Raw genomic sequence first — 19,701 nt, forward strand, 5'->3', positions numbered from 1 at the left:
AATTATTCTTTTGAACCTAATACGTTATTGATATAAATTTCGGGACGTTTCATTTCGTAAGCTGCTTTTTCTGATAACTTTATGAAACTGTTGGCATTTAATCCAATTATTAAAGATACGGCAGCTAAGCCGACTATTGGTGCGATTAATGCAATTTTTCCCGATAATGAAAATGGTGCAAAATGATCGATTTCTTCTGTGATGGGTTTTGGCGATATTTTCCAGAATGCTTCGGACCAAATGCGGACAATTACAAACAGAGTTACAAAACTTGCTACGATTAATCCCGCTAACAAAATATAATTTTCTTGTTTGAACGATTCCTGAAACAATAGAATTTTTGGCCAAAAACCTGATAAAGGCGGAATTCCAACCAATGAAAACAATACCAAAGCAACCACGAATGAAAACTTCGGATAATCTTTTAGCAAGCTTCCCAATCGAGTAATATCAACTGTTTCACGCATCTTCACGATAACGCCCGAAATCATAAATACATTACTTTTTACAATAACATCGTGAATAAGATAAAAAACAACTGCTACAAAAGCTAATTCGGTATTTAAACCCAATCCTGCAATCAAATATCCGATATGACAAATGATTAAATACGATAAAATTCTGCGGATGCTTCTTTTGTTAATGGTTCCTAAAGCGCCTGTAATCAAAGTTAGAACTGCGATTATCGAAAATAATGTCAGGGTAAAATAATCGGGCTGAAAAATTACGGTAAACACGCGCAACATGGCGTAAATTCCCATTTTTGTAAGCAATCCTCCAAATATCGCTGCAATTGCCGATGGCGGTGTATGATACGCCGATGGCAACCAAAAATACAATGGAAATACTGCTGATTTAATTCCGAAACCGACAAAAAACAATAATGAAGTCACCGTAACCAAACCTTTGTTTTCAACTAAAGTAATTTTGTTGGCAATATCGGCAATGTTTAATGTTCCGGTAATTCCGTACAAAACCGCGATTGCAGTTAAGAATATCACCGATGCCAGCATGTTCATTGTAACATATTTTATGGCACCTTCCATCTGCATTTTTTTTCCACCAACCGTCAATAAAATAAAAGACGAGATAATCACCACTTCAAACCAAACATACATATTAAAGATATCGCCGGTAAGAAATGCACCTAAAAGTCCCATAATTAAAAAGTGGAAAATAAAAAAGTAACCGTATTTAATTCTGCTTACATTTAAACTTGCGGTAGAGTAAATTCCGACAGCCAATGAAACCAACGCCGTTAAAAGTACCATGATGGCACTTAAGGTATCAGATATAAACGTGATGCCAAACGGAGCCTGCCAACCGCCCAATTGTAAGGTTAAATATCCTTGAGATAACGTCATTTCAAACAAACGTAAACACAGCAGAAATGCAATACTGTTACCAACAATGCTTATTATTTTCTGGATCAGAACCTTCTGCCAGAAAAATAACAACACAATAGCGGTAATCATGTGCATTAATATAGGTGCCAATATAAAGTTTGTTGTCATATATCTAAATCTTGAATATTTAAAGAATCCAAATCGTCTGATCCTGTTGTGGTGTACACTCTTTTTAACAATACAATGGCAAATGCCGTTAATGCAAAACTTATTACAATTGCCGTAAGTATTAACGCCTGAGGAATTGGATCGGCATAAACCTCTAAAAACTTACTGTTTTCTGGTCTTATAATCGGTGCTTTACCTTTGGTTAATCCCCCCATTAAAAAGATCAGAATATTTGCACCGTTTCCAAGCAATAACAAGCCCAAAAGCAGTTTTACCATGCTTCGGCGAAACATCATATATATACCGGCAGAATAAAACGCGCCGACTAAAATCACTAATAATAATTCCATTTATGTATTTTCTGAAATTGTAAATAAAATTGTTAAAACTACACCAATCACTACCATATAAACGCCTACATCAAATATCAAAGCTGATCCAAATGCGCCAATTGCCACTACATTATCGGCAAACCAAACCCCACTCATGAACGGATAACCTAACAACGTAGGCAACATTCCGCTTAAAAAACAAAGCATTAAGCCTGTTGGTATTACGAAAAACGGTTTTATGCTGAACATTTTTACAGTTTGTGTTGGACTGTAAGCAAACGAATGCAGTACAAATGCGATAGATGCTACCAAACCGCCAACAAAACCGCCACCTGGAAGGTAATGTCCACGTATCAACAAAAAAATCGAGAACAAAATCAATAACGGTAATAGGTAATTTGTTGATGTTCTTAAGATTGTTTTGTCTAATCTTTCATTATTCCGATTTCTCTCCATCTTGCGTCTTATATTTTAAAATACTGTAAACTCCCACCGCAGCAATCGATAGCACAATTGTTTCAATCATGGTATCAAATCCACGAAAATCAACCAAAATAACATTCACCACATTTTTACCTTTAGCTAAAACATAAGCGTTATCGGCATAAAACTTACTCACATCTTTTTCTGATGGCGATACCAATGCCTGTAATGTAATCAACGAAATTAATATTCCGAAGCAAACCGAAATGACTCCATCTCTGAATTGAATTTTCTTGTTTGTAAACTTTAAAAACGGTGGTAATTTGAACAAAACCAATACAAACAATACAACCGTTAAGGTATCAATTGCAAACTGTGTCATTGCCAAATCGGGTGCGCCGTAAAAAACGAAAATCAAACAGATTGAATACCCGATTACACCCAAAGCTGCGATTGATGTTAGTCTGGATGTGGTGCTTGTAATAAAATAAATGGCAATAATAGTAATGACAAAAACCGTGAATTCATAAATTCTAAAGGCAGATAAATCTTCGGTATTTACACGTAACGGAACATCGGCAAAGAGCTTGTATCCAACAATTCCTGTAAAAAAGATCACGATGAACATAATGTAAACCCTTAAATATCCGTTATGAAAAAAGCGCGTGTATCTGAATGCAAACCAACGAATGCCTAATGCGATACTTGTAAGAATTGTCTGTGGTGAAAAATCGTCCAATCCTTTTAATCTGCTTTCATTTCTGCTTGATGGTTTTATGGCGAAATACAGTAAAATTCCCAATACAATTGTAATAGCACTTAACAACAAAACCAAGTTGAAACCGTGCCATAGCGATAGATACATTTGGGTTGAAGTTCCTAAAACCGAAATTGTTGCCGATTTTAATATGGATTGATCTACGATTGATGGAACGATACCAAAAAGCAGCGTTAACGCACTCAACAAAACCGGCGGAAACCATAAATAGAAATTCGGTTTTTTTATTTTTTCAAACTCTTTTGGAAGCTTTCCAAAAAACGGTCGAATACCTGCCAGAAAACCTGATGATGTTAGAAAAATATTTGTCAGTAAGGCAATTCCTGTTAAAACAAATATACTTTCCTGCGTCCAGATTCCATCAGTAGAAACGCCGTAAATTAGTTCTTTACTCAAAAACCCAAAAGTAAAAGGAATTCCTGCACTTGATAATGCTGCGATAAATCCTGCGATAGCAATTACAGGCATTACTTTACGAAGACCTCTTAAAACCGATAAATCTCTGGTGTGTGTTGCGTGATCTACAATTCCTGTTATTAAGAACAAAGTTGCCTTGTAAAGCGCATGAACCAAAATAAAAGTACACGCTGCGTACAGAGCTGTTTCGGTTCCAATTCCTATCAAAAAAACAATAATTCCTAACGCAGAAATGGTAGAATATGCCAGCAAACCTTTCATATCTTTATGAAAAACACTCAACACAGCACCCATTACCATTGTAATTCCTCCAACAATCATTAAGGTATCATTCCAAACAGTATCGCCACCTAAAATCGGAGAAAAACGTGCTAAAATGTAAATTCCGGCTTTAACCATTGTTGCAGAATGCAGATAAGCCGAAACCGGAGTTGGAGCTTTCATTGCGCCCGGAAGCCAGAAATGAAACGGAAATTGTGCCGATTTTGTGAATGCTCCCGCAAAAAGAAGGAATATAATAATGTAATAATATTCGTTGTTTAGCAGTACATCGGGATACGCAAGAAGTTCGTTTAAAGAGTACGTTCCTGCAACAATACCAATTAAAGCAAATGCTGCCAACATTAAAAATCCGCCTAAACCTGTTAAACTCAACGCCCACAAGGCACTTTTTCGCGATGCTTCCTGATCGGTGTTATATCCAATTAAAAAAAATGAACTGATACTTGTTAGTTCCCAGAAAATAAATAAGGTAATTAAATTGTCTGACAACACCACGCCAAGCATGGCACCCATAAACAAGGTTAAATAGCAATAAAATCGGTGAATGTTCTCATCCCTTTTCAAATATTCCGCAGCATACAGATAAATTAATGTACCAATACCGGTAATCATTAATCCGAAAAGCATAGAAAGGCCATCGATCTTAAAGTCTAACGAAATTCCTAAAGAAGGAATCCATTCATTTTTAAATAAAATTGATTTAGTTCCCTGATAAACAGCAGGTAAATAGGTTATTAAGTAAAGGAATAATAGAAGTGGAACAACACATACAAATTTAAACAACCTTAAAATTTTTTGCGGCTTTAAAAGCAACATCAAAAAGGCTAACAAAAAGGTTACAATGATCGGTAAAAGCATAAAATGTGTAGTTTAGTCCTTTCTCTATATCTTAAATTATATCGATTTTTGCTAAAATAAGAAAAATAAGTCAGAAAATGAAATTTAATATTCATTCAATGATTCAGAAAGGAGGCTAAATAAACTACTTTATGCGGAAGCTACAACCAATTAACAGGTTTTCCATTTTTGCTAAAAAGCCAGGCTATAAAAACCGTGTCTTTACCATCAATCTTAAAAACTTTAAATTGCGGAGCCAAAACAATTGCTGCAATTCCGCTTACAATCGGTATCCATAAACCGGTAAGTAAGGCAAAATGAACAATTAAAAAACGGGCTGCTAAAAATATACCTGCAAAGCACATAAACTGGATTAGTAATATCTTGGTTGCTTTATTCATTGTTTGATCTGTTTTGAAATTTGGTTCGTTTGCTGCCTTCGTACATTTCGTATTTCACCAAACGCGATTCTAATTTACCGTTAAACAACTTAATTTTTCTCGATGGTTTTAAGCCTACAAATTTTAACGCTTCAACATTTCCTGTAATAAACCATGAATTTGTTCCCGGATAACTTTGCTTTAATGTATCGCCAATTTCACGGTAAAAACGCTCTAAATCAATATCTAAACGTTCGCCATACGGTGGATTAAAAACCATGTGTAACGGACCTTGAACTTCTTTTTCTGTTTCAAAAAAGTTTTTTTGTTCAATTTTTATGTATTCGTTTAAATTGGCATTTCTGGCATTGTCTTTTGCTTTTGCAACTGCAGACGGCGCTTTATCGTAACCAAAAATATCAAAATGAAAATCGGTAATTTTTTTAAGTAACGATTCTTCTACTTTTTCAAACAAATCGGCATCCCAATCTTTCCATTTTTCAAAAGCAAATTCTTTTCTGTTGATATTTGGTGGAATGTTACAAGCAATCATAGCTGCTTCAACCAAAAAAGTTCCAGATCCGCACATAGGATCCAAAAAGTTTGATTGCCCTGTCCAACCGCTCAAAATTAAAATTCCGGCAGCCAAAACCTCGTTAATCGGCGCAATGTTTGTTGCTGTACGATAACCGCGATGATGAAGCGATGCACCCGATGTATCTAACGAAACCGTACAAACCTCGTTCTGAATATGAATGTTAATGCGTAAATCCGGATGGTCTTTATCAATATTCGGTCGGTCGTCAAACTTCTTCTTAAACTGATCTACAATGGCATCTTTACTTTTTAAAGCGACAAATTGCGAATGATTAAAATTATCAGAAAATATGGTAGCATCAATCAAAAACGATTTATTAACGCTTAAAAACTCGCTCCAATCAATACTTTGAACGCCGTTATACAAGCTGGTTTCGTTAAAAACCTTGAATTGTTTTATTGGTTTTAAAATTTTTAAAGCCGTACGCAAAGCCAAATTTGCCTTGTACATAAAGCCCTGATCACCATAAAAACTAACCATTCTTGTGCCTTGTTCAACACGTTGTGCACCTAATTTAATCAATTCGTTTGCTAAAATCTCTTCAAAACCAAAGAAGGTTTTAGCTACCATTTTAAAGTTTTCCATATTCAATTCCTTTCCGTCGGGAACGATAAATTTATTTAATTCTACAAAAATAGCTTATTTTTGCGTTCACAAAATTTCTAAAATGCAAGAATCTAAAAAAACATACAGCAATAATTGGTTTGATACGCCTTTTTATCACATTTTATACAAAGATCGTGATTATGCCGAAGCCCAATTGTTTATTGATAATATTACCGAATATTTGAATTTGCCCGAAAATGCAAAAGTGCTTGATTTGGCTTGCGGGCGTGGCAGACATTCTATCTATTTGAATAAGTTGGGATACAATGTTGTAGGTGCCGATTTATCTGAAAACAGTATTGCTTTTGCGAAAAAATCTGAAAATGATACGTTGCATTTTCAAGTGAAAGATATGCGCGAACCCTTTAACGAGAAATTTGATGCTATTTTTAACCTGTTTACAAGTTTTGGATATTTTGAAAACAACGAAGACAATTTAACAGCTTTGAAAGCAATAAAAAATAGTTTGAACGATTTTGGTTTCGCCGTTCTAGATTTTATGAATGTTGAAAAAGTGACCGAAAATTTAAAATCAGAAGAAACCAAAGAAGTTGACGGTATTGTTTTTACTATTAAAAGATGGATTGAAAATGGTTATATTTTAAAGAATATTGTTTTTGATTTTGAAGGCGAACATTTTGATTTTACCGAAAAAGTAAAAGCATTGACTTTAGAAGATTTTGAATCATTAATGGAAGAAGCCGGAATTTATTTGTTGGATACTTTTGGCGATTACAGATTACATAAATTTTATAAAAAAGAATCAGACCGTTTAATAATGATCTTTAAATAATGGAAACATATTTATTACCTTTTTTAGCTGTTGTATTAGGATATTTTTTAGCGATCATTGTAAAACCAGCCAAAAAGAAAACCATAAAACTGCTGTTGGCTTTCAGCGGTTCTTTTTTGTTAACAATGACGGTTTCGCATTTGTTACCCGAAGTTTATGCGTATGTTATTGAGGGAAACCATGTAGAAACAACATCAATTGTTGAGATGGATTATAGTTCACATAATCAGTCACACGAACATCACGATTATACTCATGATCATGCAAGTCACGACAATCGCAATCATACCGAAACAACAAATTCAAATCAGCACAATCACGACCACGATGCCATGAAGCAAATCGGGTTGTTTATTATGTTAGGAATTGTTTTTCAGATTATTTTAGAATATTTCTCTAAAGGTGCAGAACACGGCCATGTTCATGTACACGAAAAAATGACGTCGATGCCTTGGCTTTTGTTCGCAAGTTTATGTTTACACGCATTATTTGAAGGAATGCCTGTTAGTCAGCACACGCATTTAGCATGGGCAATAGCCATACATCATTTCCCAATCGCGATTATATTAACGTTGTTCTTTTTACAGGCAGAATTAAACAAGAAATTCGTTTTTATGTTTATGATCGTCTTTGCATTGATGACTCCGCTTGGAACTTATTTATCAGCAAACTTATCATTCTTAATTGATTATTATGTGCCGATTTCGGCGTTTGTGATAGGTATTTTATTTCATATTTCATCAACCATAATATTTGAAAGCAGCGAAGGACACAAATTTAATTTAGCTAAGCTATTATCAATAATTATAGGAATTGCTTTTGGCTTTTTTGTTTAAAAGCAAAAGCCTCAGATTTTTCTGAGGCTTTTTTATATCCCTTTTAAAACATCGATCAAATAATCAATTTCTTCTTTGTTGTTTTCATGACCGAACGATAAACGTAAACTCGGTTTTTTAATTTCAACTTCGTCTAAAAATTCAGCTAAAACATGCGATGGTTTTTGACTTCCCGATTGACAGGCACTTCCGCGTGAAACGGCAATTCCTTTCATATCTAACTGAAACAACATCATGGCAGCTTTCTCTGGCGAAAATGGTAAACGAATGTTTAATACGTTGTAAAAAGTTGATCCGTTTCCGTTGAACTTAACATCAGCAAAGTTTTCTTGTAATTTTGCTTTGCAATAATCACGTAATTCGGTGATTTTTGTACGATCCTTATTTAAATCTTGATATGATAATTCCAACGCTTTCGCCATACCAACAACCTGATGAGGCGCTTCGGTACCTGCACGCATTCCTTTTTCTTGTTCGCCTCCAACGATTAATGGTTTCAACACATTTTTCTTGCGGATAAAAACAAATCCTGCTCCTTTTGGTCCGTGAAATTTATGTGCCGAAGCTACTATAAAATCGACAGGAATTTCATCTAAGGGAATTTCAACTTTTCCTACAGATTGAACCGTATCTGAATGAAACAATGCATTGTATTGCTGAGCCAAATCGGCTACTTTTTTCAAATCTAAAACCGTTCCAACTTCGTTGTTCACATGCATCAAACTGATCAAAGTAGGCTGCGAATCTTTCAACAACTCTTCTAAATGGTTAAAATCTATTTCGCTGTTTGGTAAAACATTCACATAATCGATTTTTGTACCGTATTCTTTCTCCATTTCTTTGATAGAATACAAGGTACAATGGTGCTCCATTCGGGTTGTAATGATTCTTTTTATACCCAAATCGCGTACCGATGAACGAATAATCCAGTTATTACCTTCGGTTCCGCACGATGTAAAAATAATCTCGCTTGCCGTCACATTAAACTGTTTGGCAATTGTTTTACGAGATGCTTCGATCAATGCCTTTGTGTGACGACCAATTGAATAGGTTGATGACGGATTTCCGAAATCGTTCGTTAAAATTTTTATCATCTCTTGCACTACTTCTGGTCGAACAGATGTGGTAGCGGCATTATCAAGATATATTTGGTTCATTTATTTTATAATTTTCTTTGTTAGATTAGTTAAAATGCGGTAGTTAAAAATAAAAACCGATAGCAAAATTAAGAAATATGATACAAATTGTAAAGTATTTATATCTTCTTTATAATAAAAGATTGCCAGCATAAACGCAATTAGCGGATTTATATACAACATAACACCCACATTTGATGCCGGAGCTCCTTTCAACGCATACAAATTCATGTATAAAGGTACCAACGTAAACAAGGTGGCTATTGCAAATATGTATATATAAAAAGAAGGATTTTCTGGTATACTAAAACCATTTACAAAATAATAAGGCAGTGATAAAATAAATATGAGTATAATTTGAACTGTTAATATGTTTAATTTATCAAAATAGATGTTCGATCGCTGTGAAATCAAGTAAAAAGCATACGTAAAGGCAACTACCAAAGCAAAAAACAGATTGTTAGAATTACTAATAAAGCAAATTAAACAACCTATAAAACTGATTAAAATGGCAATCCATTGTACTTTTTGTAGTTTTTCTTTTAGTATGATATTAGCCAGAAATGTAGTAATAATTGGACAGACCAAATAGGCAAAAGATGCCGATTGCACATTGATTTGATTAACCACGTAAATAAACAAAAACCAGTTGATGCCTAATAAAATACCACCTGTTAATGTTAAGTACAATCCTTTTCGTTTTTCTTTTTGCGGTAGATTTTTAAAAGTATCAATATCTTTCAGAAAAATTTTTCGTCTGAAAAACAATGTAAAACAAATAATGATAATTGCCGAAAAGGAAATTCTGTAAAACAAAATATCGAATGACGGTACGTAAGAAATAGGTTTTAAAGCCAAACTGAAAAAACCCCACAACATAAACGCTATAAAAGCACTTATGTAATATTTAAAATTTTGCATTGCACAAATAAAAACGCAAATGTAGTTTAGTTTTGGGTACAAAAAACAATCGCATTGTTAATTTACAATGCGATTTATAAACAAATATTTCTATTTTAAAAATTAAAGAAAAATCTAATTTGGAAATTTATATTCACTGTAGATTCTTTACCTGCTAGACTATAACGCCCCGAGAAACCAAAAATATCTCGCTCTCTATCGGCTTCTTTTAAATTTCGTGCGTTAGAAAAATCGACTTTTACATTGTTAACACCTAATCCAATCTTTGGATCTACACCTAATTTTCTGGAATGACCAAAAAAGATCCGCATTCCGTAATTAAAGTTAAACGCATACTTTGTTCTGTGATAATCAATTCTACTGTAGGTATATCTTTGTTCGTTTTCTTGATTATTGTTTACAATATAACTGCTATCGAACAATGTTTCTTTATGATTTACACCGATAAAATCAGCAGAAAGATAATGATGAACATACTTTTTTTCAGGTGTTAAAATATAACCTAATTCTAATCTGTATTGAAACAAATTATAATTTTCGGTTTTTTCATTAACTCTTCCCCATGATTCAGAAAAAGATTTACCAACTTCGGCACCAACAAATACATTTTCTGTGATTTGATGCGAAACTCCGATTGAAATTCTGCTTGGAGGTACAGCTAACGGAGCCAAATCAAAAGTCAAAAATGTTTTTCCTTTTGTATCTTGAGCGAATGTATTTATGCCCGACAATACTACTAAAACAACTAAATAAATTTTTTTCATAAATTTTATTATTCAATTACAATATTCTGCTTTTTTAAAATTCTTATCACCACAAAAGCAAAAATCAATAGATAAATAAAACATACCAACGATACGATATACGATGAATGAATACCAATAATATCTGCAATTTTTCCTTGAATTGGCGGAATAATTCCTCCACCTAAAATCATCATAACTAAAAATGCAGATCCTTGTGCGGTGTATTTTCCTAAGCCCATTAAACTTAAATTATAAATTGCCGGCCACATAATGCTGCACGCCAATCCACCGCATAAAAAGGCATAAATTGCCGTTTTTCCTGTAGTATTTAAACCAACAATTAAGGCGATAATTCCAAACAAACTAAAAACCAATAATGTTTTGGCAGGTGTATTTTTGGTTAGAATTATTAAAGCAATTTGCAGAATTACGCAACCGATAAACGCATAGAAATACTGCATATCGTATTCCATTAAAATATTTGCTGTTATGATAATTCCGAATGCAATTATTGGAAGAATGATGGTTAAAAGCAGTTGTTTGTTTCTTGAAAGATTAAATGCACTAACAGCTCCAGCCCAACGACCAATCATCATACTACCCCAATACATAGAAATGTAAGGTGCGATTTGTGAAGAAGTTAATCCGCCAAATTCTTCCGATTTTAATAGTTCGCCCAAGTTACTTCCAATTCCCACTTCTACTCCAACGTACATGAATATTGCCAGCATTCCCAATACTAATTGCGGATATTTCATCGCTCCCCAACCTTCTGGTTTTGCTTTTGCACTATTATACGCAAAAAGCAATCCGCCTAAGATAACAGCAAAAGCAACGGAAAGCCACATAACACGAGTATTTTCAATTTCAATTTTGTTCACTATTTCTGTCGTTTCTCTATAAGTAGAAAAAACAAAACTGAAACAGATCATTAACAAAACGGTCATTAACACCAATATATTTAATGCTTTGGGAGCTTTTTCTATGGGTTCGATGCTTTTTCCTTCAGGTAATCTTTTAGAAAAATAGAACAATGCCGCAGCGCCAACAAACAATAAGCCCACACAAACGTACAGCAATACCACTTTATCTAAACTAAGTGACTTTATCTGGTTATCACTTACAGCTGCAGTAGTTCCAAACAAAGCAAAAGCAACTACCAACGGACCAATTGTTGTACCTAACGAATTAATTCCACCGCCCAAATTTACTCGGCTTGCTCCGGTTTTTTCATCACCTAATAAAATAGCAAACGGATTTGCTGCTGTTTGTTGTAATGAAAATCCTAAAGCAACGGCAAAAAATCCAAGCAACATTCCGTAATATACATTGGCTTCAACCGCTAAAATCATAGCCGCAGCACCAACTGTAGAAAACAACAAACCGTACACAATACTGCGTTTGTATCCCCAATAGGTAACCAAATCTTTTCCTTTAACATTACTCAACGCAAACAAAATCAATGCGCCAATGTAATAGGCTGTGTAAAAAGCAAAATCAATTAATTGCGACTGAAACTGGTCTAAATGGAAATAATCTTTACAAAAAGGAATAAAAATATTGTTTCCTGCAGCTATAAATCCCCAAAAAAAGAAGACTACAATTAAGGTATATAACGCCGGATAATTGGTTTTTACAGTATGATTCATACAAAATGGAATTAAATATCAAATATAAAAATTTGAAGCAATATCAACTATTTTGGTTATAAAAAAGTTATTTTTGTAGCAAAGTTTGTATCCTATGAAAAAAATAGTTGGCTTGTTATTGATAGCCACAAGTTTAACGGCTTGTGATGACGGCGATTTGGTTTTTGAAAAATTGAATTTTGACGGAAAACAAATTCAGAAATGTCCGGATAATCAATTGTATTTTAAAATTAACGATACCGAATTGTTGTTGGTTGATTTTTCTGATACGCGAGACAGTATTTCTGGCTCTATGTTAAATCCAGCGGCTCCTTTAAACACCAAACAAGAATTAGCAACTTCACCTACTACAAAAATTTATTACCGTACGTACGATGCACCTATAGCAGCAAATGCAATTTGTTCTTTGTTGGCACCGGCAAACCCAAAAGTTACATCGGAATACACCTCATCGCCAGGTGGAAGAATATTTTACACAAGAATAATTACACCTGTTGTTACCGAAACGGCTGTAAATGTAAACTATACGTACACTATTAATTTCGAAAACATTACGCTTTCAAACGGTACGTCTGAGATTAAATATGCTACCCTTCCGTATGGTTCTTATATTTACGACAGCAGTAAAATGAACTTTAACATTACAAATGGTTTTGATATTTGTGAAAATGGATTAGTAGGAAAAACAAGTACAGAAATTATTCAGATACAATTACCCGAAGATTTTGTTTTTCCAACAAGCAACCAAGTCCAAACAATAACTTTAAATGAAGCTAACTTATTAAGTTATTTAATTTTTAAAGAGCCTTTTACAACGGATACTGCATGTGAGCTACCAAACAAACCAATAAAAGAAACTTGGGAGGTAACCAACGGATCTTTGCAGATAGAAACCACTGCAGTTACAAATACCGCAGGTACAGTAACGGGTTACAGACATAGTTTAAAGTTGATACAAGCCCAGTTTAAAAATGATGAAACTACGTTTACTATATCAGATCGAAATTTAGGAGCTTATAACCTTTAATTAAAACAACAAATCCGAATTTAATTATTCGGATTTTGTTTTATATATACTTCTGTTGCACCTAAACCATATTTGCGGTAGTTGGCATCTTGAAAAGAAATTTCAGGATACCTGCCTAATAAATATTCCAATTCCGATTTTAAAACGCCCTCGCCCATTCCGTGTATAAAAACAAGTTTTGGAATTCGGTTTTTAATGGCAAATTCTAATTGTCCACGCGCAGTATCAACCTGAATGTTTAAAATATCAAAATTGTTCATGTGTTTAAAATTCTTAACCAATTTTTCGATATGAAGATCAACTTCTAATACAATTTCGTCTTTCTTTGATTTTTTTTCGGTATTTACTTTATGATGATTTACTGTGACTTTTTGTGTCTTTGCCGATTCTATTGCTCCGTAACTTGATCCTTGTTTTATAATTGAATCATCGCCAATTAAAATCAGCTGTTTAATAGGATACATCAGTTCAAAACCATCGTTTGTTAAAATAACAGCCTCATCTCCCATTAGTTTAACTACTTTACCTTTAAAATCTTCGTCTAAAACTTCAACAAAAGTTCCTATGTTAATTTCCTTGTTCATTGTTTTGTTCGTTATTATCTTTATTGGAATTACTTGGCGTTTTATTCATTAAATACATCATTAAAAAGAAAAAAACAAGCACCGCTACTATTTGAATATAAATATTTGGTTGCGATTTGGTTTGTTCAACCAACGCCCAAAACATTAAACCAAATACAGCAATATATATAAGAAATTTCATTTTATATTTTTTTCAAAATTAATAAATTTATACATTCGGTAAAAAATTTGAACTATGGAAGAATACATGTTACCGTGCATGAACAAAAAACTTTTTGGAGTTGAATGTATGGGTTGTGGTACACAGCGTGCGGCTTATATGGTATCGCAAGGAAATTTTGTTGACGCTTTTAAAATGTTTCCCGCAATTTATACCACTATTCTTTTATTTGCATTTATTTTTTTGCATTTTGTTGATAAAAAGAGAAAATATCATAAAATAATTATTTTTTTAGCGATACTAAATGCAGTTATTACGGTATTTGCTTATATTTACAAACATATAAATTTTAACATTTAAAAAAAATCTATGGAAAATTATCAAAACTCAAATGAACAACAAAACTACCAGAATTCTAACTTTAACAACGGAAATGGTAATTTTATGACCAGCAATTTACCAAACGCAACTGCTGTATTAGTGTTAGGAATTCTTTCTATATTAGGATGTTGTTGTTATGGTATCGTTGGTTTAATTTGCGGTATTATTGGAATGGTTTTAGCTAAAAAAGATATGGCTTTATACCAACAAAACCCCAGTGCTTATAATAATTATTCTAATTTAAATACAGGTAGAATTCTATGTATTATTGGATTAATTTTAAGTGTAATTTACTTAATAGCTAACATTGTTTTATTTGCTATGTACGGTTTAGATGGTATCCAAGAAATGCAACAACAATGGATTGAGCAAATGCAAAACCAACGATAATATTAAAATAAAAAAAATAAAAAAAATCCCGAAGTTTAAAGCTTCGGGTTTTTTGTTTTAATAATTCAACACATCAAAAATCTGTGATATAATTAAGTTCTTTCTTTTCTCGTAATCTTCTAATTTACTTTCTTCTAAAGAGGTATAGGTTCTTAACGAAAAATAAATTGGTTTACTTTGTTTTAAATAAACTCCCACTGTCCAATCAATTCTTTTACCTAAATAATTTGTGGTTGCGGTGTGTATTGCCAGTTTTTCATCTATTAAAAGTTGGTTGTAAACAAACTGCTGACTTTGTTTGTTGAAAGGCAGTTTACCTTCTTTCAATTCTTTTAAAAACAAAATCATAGAATTTGGGTTTGTCAACGCAGCATAATTCCAAAAATATTGTAAATCGTTATTTTTTATATCTTTAAAGAACGTCGATTTTTTAATATTAGTCGCATAACTTTCTTGTGGAAGATAATTCTGCAATCGGTCAAAATACCAATCGTTTTTATTTTTTATGGCATCAATTAAATTGGTATCGGCATTCCATTCAGGTTTTCTTTCATCAAAAAAAGATCTTTTAACACCATCCCACATCAATTTTTCCTTAACATCAATCTTAAAAACCTTTTCATCTAAACCAACCAACGCCTGCCATAAATGAAAATGAGCTGCTGCCGGTGTGTTACTAAAAGGTTCCATTTCGGTACTAAAAATCCATTCGTCTTTATTCTCGTTGTAAATAACAATGGCGCCGTTAATGTTGTTCGCTTTAAAATAATAATCTAAATAACTTTGGGCATTTGCATTAAAAAATCCTAAAAAAAGAAAAAGTAAAACGTATTTCATGTTTATTTTTTTTCAAAAATATAAAAACTAAACCCAACATCTGAATTGTTTTCACAAAACATTTCCATCTTATAGAATATTAGTACTTTTGTACTTATTTTTACCCATGAAAAATTTTTTACAAATAATTGTTTGTTTACTGTTTTCGGCAGCAAATGCGCAAATACCAACTTATTACCAAATTGTTGACTTAAATTTGCAGGGCGATGCCTTAAAAAATGAGCTGACTACCTTATTAACAACAACACACACCTACCAGTTAATTTATACACCCGATGTTTGGAATGTTTTAAAGCAAGCCGATGTTGATCCAAACAATTCAAATAAAGTGTTGCTTTTATATGGTTGGAACGATACCGATTTAGTAAAAAACAACGATTTAACTCGAGATAGAAACGCCAGTTGTCATTCATCAAACTGTGAAGATAAATGGGTACGCGAACATGTTTTTCCAAGATCAAAAGGTACACCCAACTTGGGATTTGAAGGTCCAGGTTCTGATGCACACCATTTACGTGCCGTAGATTACGACCGAAACAGTTTAAGAAGTAATTTTAAATTTATAGCAAATCCTACAACCTACATTACTTATTCACGTGTAATTCAGCAAAACGGATCAGAATATTTTTATCCGGGCGATAATTGGAAAGGCGATGTTGCCCGAATGGTTATGTACATGTATGTTCGTTACGGCAACCAATGCCAGCCAGTGAATGTTGGTTATGGATCTACTTCTTTTTCTTTTAATGGCGATATGCCGAACATTTTTTTACAGTGGAATGCAGAAGATCCGGTTTCAACACACGAAATCAATCGAAATGAAAAAATTTACGCTGCACAAGGAAACCGAAATCCGTTTATAGACAATCCCTATTTAGCAACAAAAATTTGGAACGGACCGGCAGCAGAAAATAAATGGAATGCTTTAAATGTCAATGAAACTATTTTTAATGATACAAAAGTGTATCCTACTTACACGAATGACTTTTTGAATATCGAAACTAATTTAACCGAAACTTCTTACAAAATATATGATCTATCAGGCAAATTGATCGATCAAAATAAAAATCAAATTAAAATAAATGTTTCAAACTACGTAAGTGGTATGTATATGCTTCACTTTACCGCTAATAATGCATCAAAAACCTATAAGTTTATAAAAAAATAGATCTGATTAAATTGCAACTTAAGTTTAATGAAATTCTACCTTTCTTCTTACAAATTCGGAAATCATTGTAATGAACTCTCAAAAATGCTTCCACAAAGAGCAAAAATTGGTCATATAAATAATTCACGCGATTGGTTGGGTGTCAACGAATATAATAGACAAAAATCATTGAATGAAGAGATGCTTTTTCTTGAAAATTTAGGTTTTAAATGTGAACATTTAGATTTGAAGGATTATTTTGGAAAAGAAGAATTATTAAAGAAAAAATTAGACGAATTAGATGGCATTTGGGTTTGTGGCGGAAATACTTTTGTGCTTCGGCAAGCAATGAAGTTGAGCGGTTTTGATATTCTTTTTAAAGATTTATTAAGGCGAAAAGATTTCTTTTGGGGCGGCTACAGTGCCGGAATTTGTATTTTGTGCGATTCACTTAAATATATTGATCAAGTTGATGATTCTAAAAACTTTCCTTATAAAGAAATTAACACTGCTATTTATGAAGGTTTAGGAGTTTTTAATTATGCTTTGCTACCTCATTACAGATCAAATCATGAAAAATCTGAACTAATTGAAAAAGAAGTAGAACATTGTATTAAAAACAAATGGCTTTTTAAAGTTTTGAAAGACGGTGAAGTCTTTATTTTTGACAATGATTTTGCAGAATGAAAAAAGAAGTAACAGAGTTTTGTTTCCATTACTTCTTAAAATTTTAATACTCCAAGAAATTTATTAAGGAATATATTTCTTTTCGAAATTAGGTTTGCGTTTTTCTAAAAAGGCATTTCTACCTTCAATCGCTTCATCACTCATATAAGCCAAACGAGTAGCTTCACCGGCAAAAACCTGCTGACCAACCATACCATCGTCGGTTAAATTCATAGCGAATTTCAACATTTTTATCGATATAGGTGATTTTTCTAAAATCTCCTGAGCCCAATCGTAAGCTGTTTGCTCCAATTCGTCATGCGGAATCACAGCATTAACCATTCCCATATCATAAGCGTCTTGAGCTGAGTAATTTCTACCTAAAAAGAAAATTTCTCGTGCCTTTTTCTGCCCTACCATTTTCGCCAAATAAGCCGATCCGTAACCACCGTCGAAACTTGTAACATCGGCATCGGTCTGTTTAAAAATAGCGTGTTCTTTACTTGCTAACGTTAAATCGCAAACAACGTGTAACGAATGTCCGCCACCAACAGCCCAACCATTTACAACCGCGATAACTGCTTTAGGCGTAAAGCGAATTAATCGTTGAACTTCTAAAATATTTAAGCGATGATACCCATCTTCGCCCACGTAACCTTGATAACCACGTGCTTTTTGATCGCCTCCACTGCAAAAAGAATACACTCCGTCTTTTGGCGAAGGCCCTTCAGACGATAAAAGAATTACTCCGATAGATGTATCTTCATGAGCATCGCTAAATGCACGCAATAATTCAGAAGTAGTTTTAGGGCGGAAAGCATTTCTAACCTCTGGTCTATTAAATGCAATACGGGCAACGCCATTACACTTTTTATACGTTATATCTTCAAACTCTATGGCTGTTTGCCAATTAATTTCGTTCATTCTTTAAAATTTTATAACCTACACCAAAGATACATTTTACTTTTTATAATTTTAACGCAACAAGGTGTTTTTAAAAATAAGCAAATCGTTTATATTTGCTACTTATACCGAATTCTAAATAATGAAAAAAATAATATTTCCCCTACTTCTTATTGGTGGCTTAAGTACTTCTTGCGATAAAAATTTCGATATTGCTCAAGTCATAAAAAAGAGAAGTGAACTTTATAAAAAACAAGATCAATTAATTAAAAATAACGACGATACTTTTGATGTAAAATTTAACCCAGTAACTCCAAAATATAAATTAGAAACCCGAGAGATTGTTGAAACCTTTTATCATAATAGAATTAACAGAGGAGGTTTTTGGGGACAATTTTTAGTAGCGAAAAACGGTGAAATAATCTTTGAAGATTATCAGGGCTATGCCAATTATCAAAACAAAGAAAAAATTAACGATTCTACCCCAATGCACGTTGCATCTGTCGGGAAAGTTTTTACAGGTGTAACTATTCTGCGTTTGGTTAATCAAGGAAAAATATCTTTAGATCAAAAAGTAAATACCATTTTAACCGGATTTCCTTTTGATGATATTACGGTACGATTACTTTTAAATCACAGATCTGGATTGCCTTATTATGGAAATTTTACAGCCAAACCCGGAGTTTGGGATACCAAGAAAACACTGACCAATAAAGATGTGTTGAATTTGTTAGAAACCAAAGGCATTAAGTTAGATTTTAAACCGAATACTCGCTTTACCTACTCTAACACCAATTATGTTATTTTGGCGTTGATTGTGGAACAAGTTACACAAAAATCGTTTCAAAATGCTATGAAAGAGTTAATGTTAGAGCCTTTAAAAATGCACAACACTTTTGTTTTAGATAACTTAGAAAATAAAGACAAACTAACGCAATCGTACCACGCAAACAATCAAAAAATGCATTGGGATTATTTGGATGGAACGTACGGCGATAAAAATATCTATACAACGGCGCGCGATATGCTTAAGTTAGACAAGGCGTTGTATTCTGATAATTTTATAAGTAAAAAGTTAAAAGCCGAAATGTACAAAGGTTATTCGTATGAAAAATCGGGTGCAAATAATTACGGTTTGGCGATACGTATGGTTGAACCTAAAGAAGATGGCGGCAATTTGTATACCTTTCATAACGGTTGGTGGCGTGGCAACAGAACATCGTATGTAACGTTGCGCCAAGACACTATAACCATCGTCTGCTTCAACAACCATAATTCGCAAATGGCTTATAAAACTAAAGAATTGGCTCCACGATTAGGAAACTATCCTTTTATACAGATTAACGATTAATCAGGCG

The 19,701-nt window shown here is 33.3% G+C and carries 22 protein-coding genes; 8 read left to right on the forward strand and 14 right to left on the reverse strand.

Going from position 1 to position 19,701, the window contains the following annotated elements; translation table 11 throughout:
- Window positions 1-2 precede the first annotated feature (2 nt).
- The 6 genes from BM253_RS04425 to BM253_RS04450 form a co-directional block, all read right to left on the reverse strand.
- Window positions 3-1,514, reverse strand: coding sequence for a proton-conducting transporter transmembrane domain-containing protein (locus tag BM253_RS04425; protein WP_091519802.1), 1,512 nt, complete (start codon window positions 1,512-1,514; stop codon window positions 3-5).
- On the reverse strand, window positions 1,511-1,864 hold the full coding sequence (locus BM253_RS04430) for a Na+/H+ antiporter subunit C (protein ID WP_091519806.1): 354 nt from the start codon (window positions 1,862-1,864) through the stop codon (window positions 1,511-1,513). The genes BM253_RS04425 and BM253_RS04430 overlap by 4 nt, the downstream gene beginning before the upstream one ends.
- The gene (locus BM253_RS04435; protein WP_091519809.1) at window positions 1,865-2,302 is read right to left on the reverse strand and encodes an MnhB domain-containing protein; all 438 of its coding nucleotides are present in this window, start codon (window positions 2,300-2,302) and stop codon (window positions 1,865-1,867) included.
- Window positions 2,283-4,604, reverse strand: coding sequence for a hydrogen gas-evolving membrane-bound hydrogenase subunit E (mbhE, locus tag BM253_RS04440; protein ID WP_091519813.1), 2,322 nt, complete (start codon window positions 4,602-4,604; stop codon window positions 2,283-2,285). Before mbhE ends, BM253_RS04435 begins: the two co-directional genes overlap by 20 nt.
- Before the next feature lie 140 nt (window positions 4,605-4,744).
- Window positions 4,745-4,984 carry a hypothetical protein gene (locus tag BM253_RS04445; RefSeq protein WP_091519816.1) on the reverse strand — a complete coding sequence of 80 codons (240 nt, stop codon included), beginning with the start codon at window positions 4,982-4,984 and terminating at the stop codon, window positions 4,745-4,747.
- Window positions 4,977-6,146 carry a THUMP domain-containing class I SAM-dependent RNA methyltransferase gene (locus BM253_RS04450; protein ID WP_177205723.1) on the reverse strand — a complete coding sequence of 390 codons (1,170 nt, stop codon included), beginning with the start codon at window positions 6,144-6,146 and terminating at the stop codon, window positions 4,977-4,979. Before BM253_RS04450 ends, BM253_RS04445 begins: the two co-directional genes overlap by 8 nt.
- 82 nt (window positions 6,147-6,228) lie before the next feature.
- On the opposite strand from BM253_RS04450, the gene BM253_RS04455 reads away from it, so the two are divergent.
- Together BM253_RS04455 and BM253_RS04460 are read left to right on the forward strand one after the other, a co-directional pair.
- Window positions 6,229-6,960, forward strand: coding sequence for an SAM-dependent methyltransferase (locus BM253_RS04455; protein WP_091519820.1), 732 nt, complete (start codon window positions 6,229-6,231; stop codon window positions 6,958-6,960).
- Window positions 6,960-7,796 carry a ZIP family metal transporter gene (locus tag BM253_RS04460; RefSeq protein WP_091519823.1) on the forward strand — a complete coding sequence of 279 codons (837 nt, stop codon included), beginning with the start codon at window positions 6,960-6,962 and terminating at the stop codon, window positions 7,794-7,796. Before BM253_RS04455 ends, BM253_RS04460 begins: the two co-directional genes overlap by 1 nt.
- Window positions 7,797-7,828: 32 nt before the next feature.
- Here BM253_RS04460 and BM253_RS04465 read toward each other — a convergent pair whose 3' ends face one another.
- The 4 genes from BM253_RS04465 to BM253_RS04480 form a co-directional block, all read right to left on the reverse strand.
- The gene (locus tag BM253_RS04465; protein WP_091519828.1) at window positions 7,829-8,953 is read right to left on the reverse strand and encodes a cysteine desulfurase family protein; all 1,125 of its coding nucleotides are present in this window, start codon (window positions 8,951-8,953) and stop codon (window positions 7,829-7,831) included.
- On the reverse strand, window positions 8,954-9,853 hold the full coding sequence (locus BM253_RS04470; RefSeq protein ID WP_091519831.1) for an EamA family transporter: 900 nt from the start codon (window positions 9,851-9,853) through the stop codon (window positions 8,954-8,956). It lies immediately after the preceding gene.
- A gap of 95 nt (window positions 9,854-9,948) precedes the next feature.
- Complete coding sequence (locus BM253_RS04475) at window positions 9,949-10,617, reverse strand: hypothetical protein (RefSeq protein WP_091519835.1); 669 nt, start codon at window positions 10,615-10,617, stop codon at window positions 9,949-9,951.
- 8 nt (window positions 10,618-10,625) lie between these two features.
- Window positions 10,626-12,248 (reverse strand): MFS transporter, encoded by a 1,623-nt coding sequence (locus tag BM253_RS04480; protein ID WP_091519839.1) that lies wholly within the window; start codon window positions 12,246-12,248, stop codon window positions 10,626-10,628.
- Window positions 12,249-12,342: 94 nt separating this feature from the next.
- Here BM253_RS04480 and BM253_RS04485 point away from each other — a divergent pair, with 94 nt between their 5' ends.
- On the forward strand, window positions 12,343-13,275 hold the full coding sequence (locus BM253_RS04485) for a hypothetical protein (protein WP_091519842.1): 933 nt from the start codon (window positions 12,343-12,345) through the stop codon (window positions 13,273-13,275).
- A 20-nt stretch (window positions 13,276-13,295) separates the two neighbouring features.
- On the opposite strand, the gene BM253_RS04490 is transcribed toward BM253_RS04485, so the two are convergent.
- Both BM253_RS04490 and BM253_RS04495 read right to left on the reverse strand, forming a co-directional pair.
- Window positions 13,296-13,859, reverse strand: coding sequence for a Smr/MutS family protein (locus BM253_RS04490; RefSeq protein WP_091519845.1), 564 nt, complete (start codon window positions 13,857-13,859; stop codon window positions 13,296-13,298).
- Window positions 13,843-14,040: a hypothetical protein gene (locus BM253_RS04495; RefSeq protein ID WP_091519847.1), complete on the reverse strand. Its 198-nt coding sequence runs from the start codon at window positions 14,038-14,040 to the stop codon at window positions 13,843-13,845. The genes BM253_RS04490 and BM253_RS04495 overlap by 17 nt, the downstream gene beginning before the upstream one ends.
- Window positions 14,041-14,094: 54 nt before the next feature.
- Between BM253_RS04495 and BM253_RS04500 the strand changes: the two genes are divergently transcribed.
- Window positions 14,095-14,379, forward strand: coding sequence for a DUF2752 domain-containing protein (locus tag BM253_RS04500; protein ID WP_091519850.1), 285 nt, complete (start codon window positions 14,095-14,097; stop codon window positions 14,377-14,379).
- Window positions 14,380-14,463: 84 nt separating this feature from the next.
- Complete coding sequence (locus BM253_RS04505; protein ID WP_091520092.1) at window positions 14,464-14,790, forward strand: CCC motif membrane protein; 327 nt, start codon at window positions 14,464-14,466, stop codon at window positions 14,788-14,790.
- A gap of 57 nt (window positions 14,791-14,847) precedes the next feature.
- Here the strand turns inward: BM253_RS04505 and BM253_RS04510 are convergent, their stop codons facing one another.
- A complete protein-coding gene (locus tag BM253_RS04510) occupies window positions 14,848-15,627 on the reverse strand; it encodes a hypothetical protein (RefSeq protein WP_091519853.1) in 780 nt (259 codons plus the stop codon).
- Between the two features lie 106 nt (window positions 15,628-15,733).
- On the opposite strand from BM253_RS04510, the gene BM253_RS04515 reads away from it, so the two are divergent.
- On the forward strand, window positions 15,734-16,795 hold the full coding sequence (locus BM253_RS04515) for an endonuclease (protein WP_091519857.1): 1,062 nt from the start codon (window positions 15,734-15,736) through the stop codon (window positions 16,793-16,795).
- Between the two features lie 27 nt (window positions 16,796-16,822).
- A complete protein-coding gene (locus BM253_RS04520) occupies window positions 16,823-17,461 on the forward strand; it encodes a Type 1 glutamine amidotransferase-like domain-containing protein (protein ID WP_091519860.1) in 639 nt (212 codons plus the stop codon).
- A 63-nt stretch (window positions 17,462-17,524) separates the two neighbouring features.
- On the opposite strand, the gene BM253_RS04525 is transcribed toward BM253_RS04520, so the two are convergent.
- Complete coding sequence (locus tag BM253_RS04525) at window positions 17,525-18,364, reverse strand: 1,4-dihydroxy-2-naphthoyl-CoA synthase (protein ID WP_091519862.1); 840 nt, start codon at window positions 18,362-18,364, stop codon at window positions 17,525-17,527.
- Between the two features lie 121 nt (window positions 18,365-18,485).
- Between BM253_RS04525 and BM253_RS04530 the strand changes: the two genes are divergently transcribed.
- Window positions 18,486-19,694: a serine hydrolase domain-containing protein gene (locus BM253_RS04530; protein ID WP_245758446.1), complete on the forward strand. Its 1,209-nt coding sequence runs from the start codon at window positions 18,486-18,488 to the stop codon at window positions 19,692-19,694.
- Window positions 19,695-19,701: the final 7 nt, after the last annotated feature.

It is taken from the genome of Paenimyroides ummariense (assembly GCF_900115115.1).
In the GTDB taxonomy this organism is placed as follows: Bacteria; Bacteroidota; Bacteroidia; order Flavobacteriales; family Flavobacteriaceae; genus Flavobacterium; species Flavobacterium ummariense.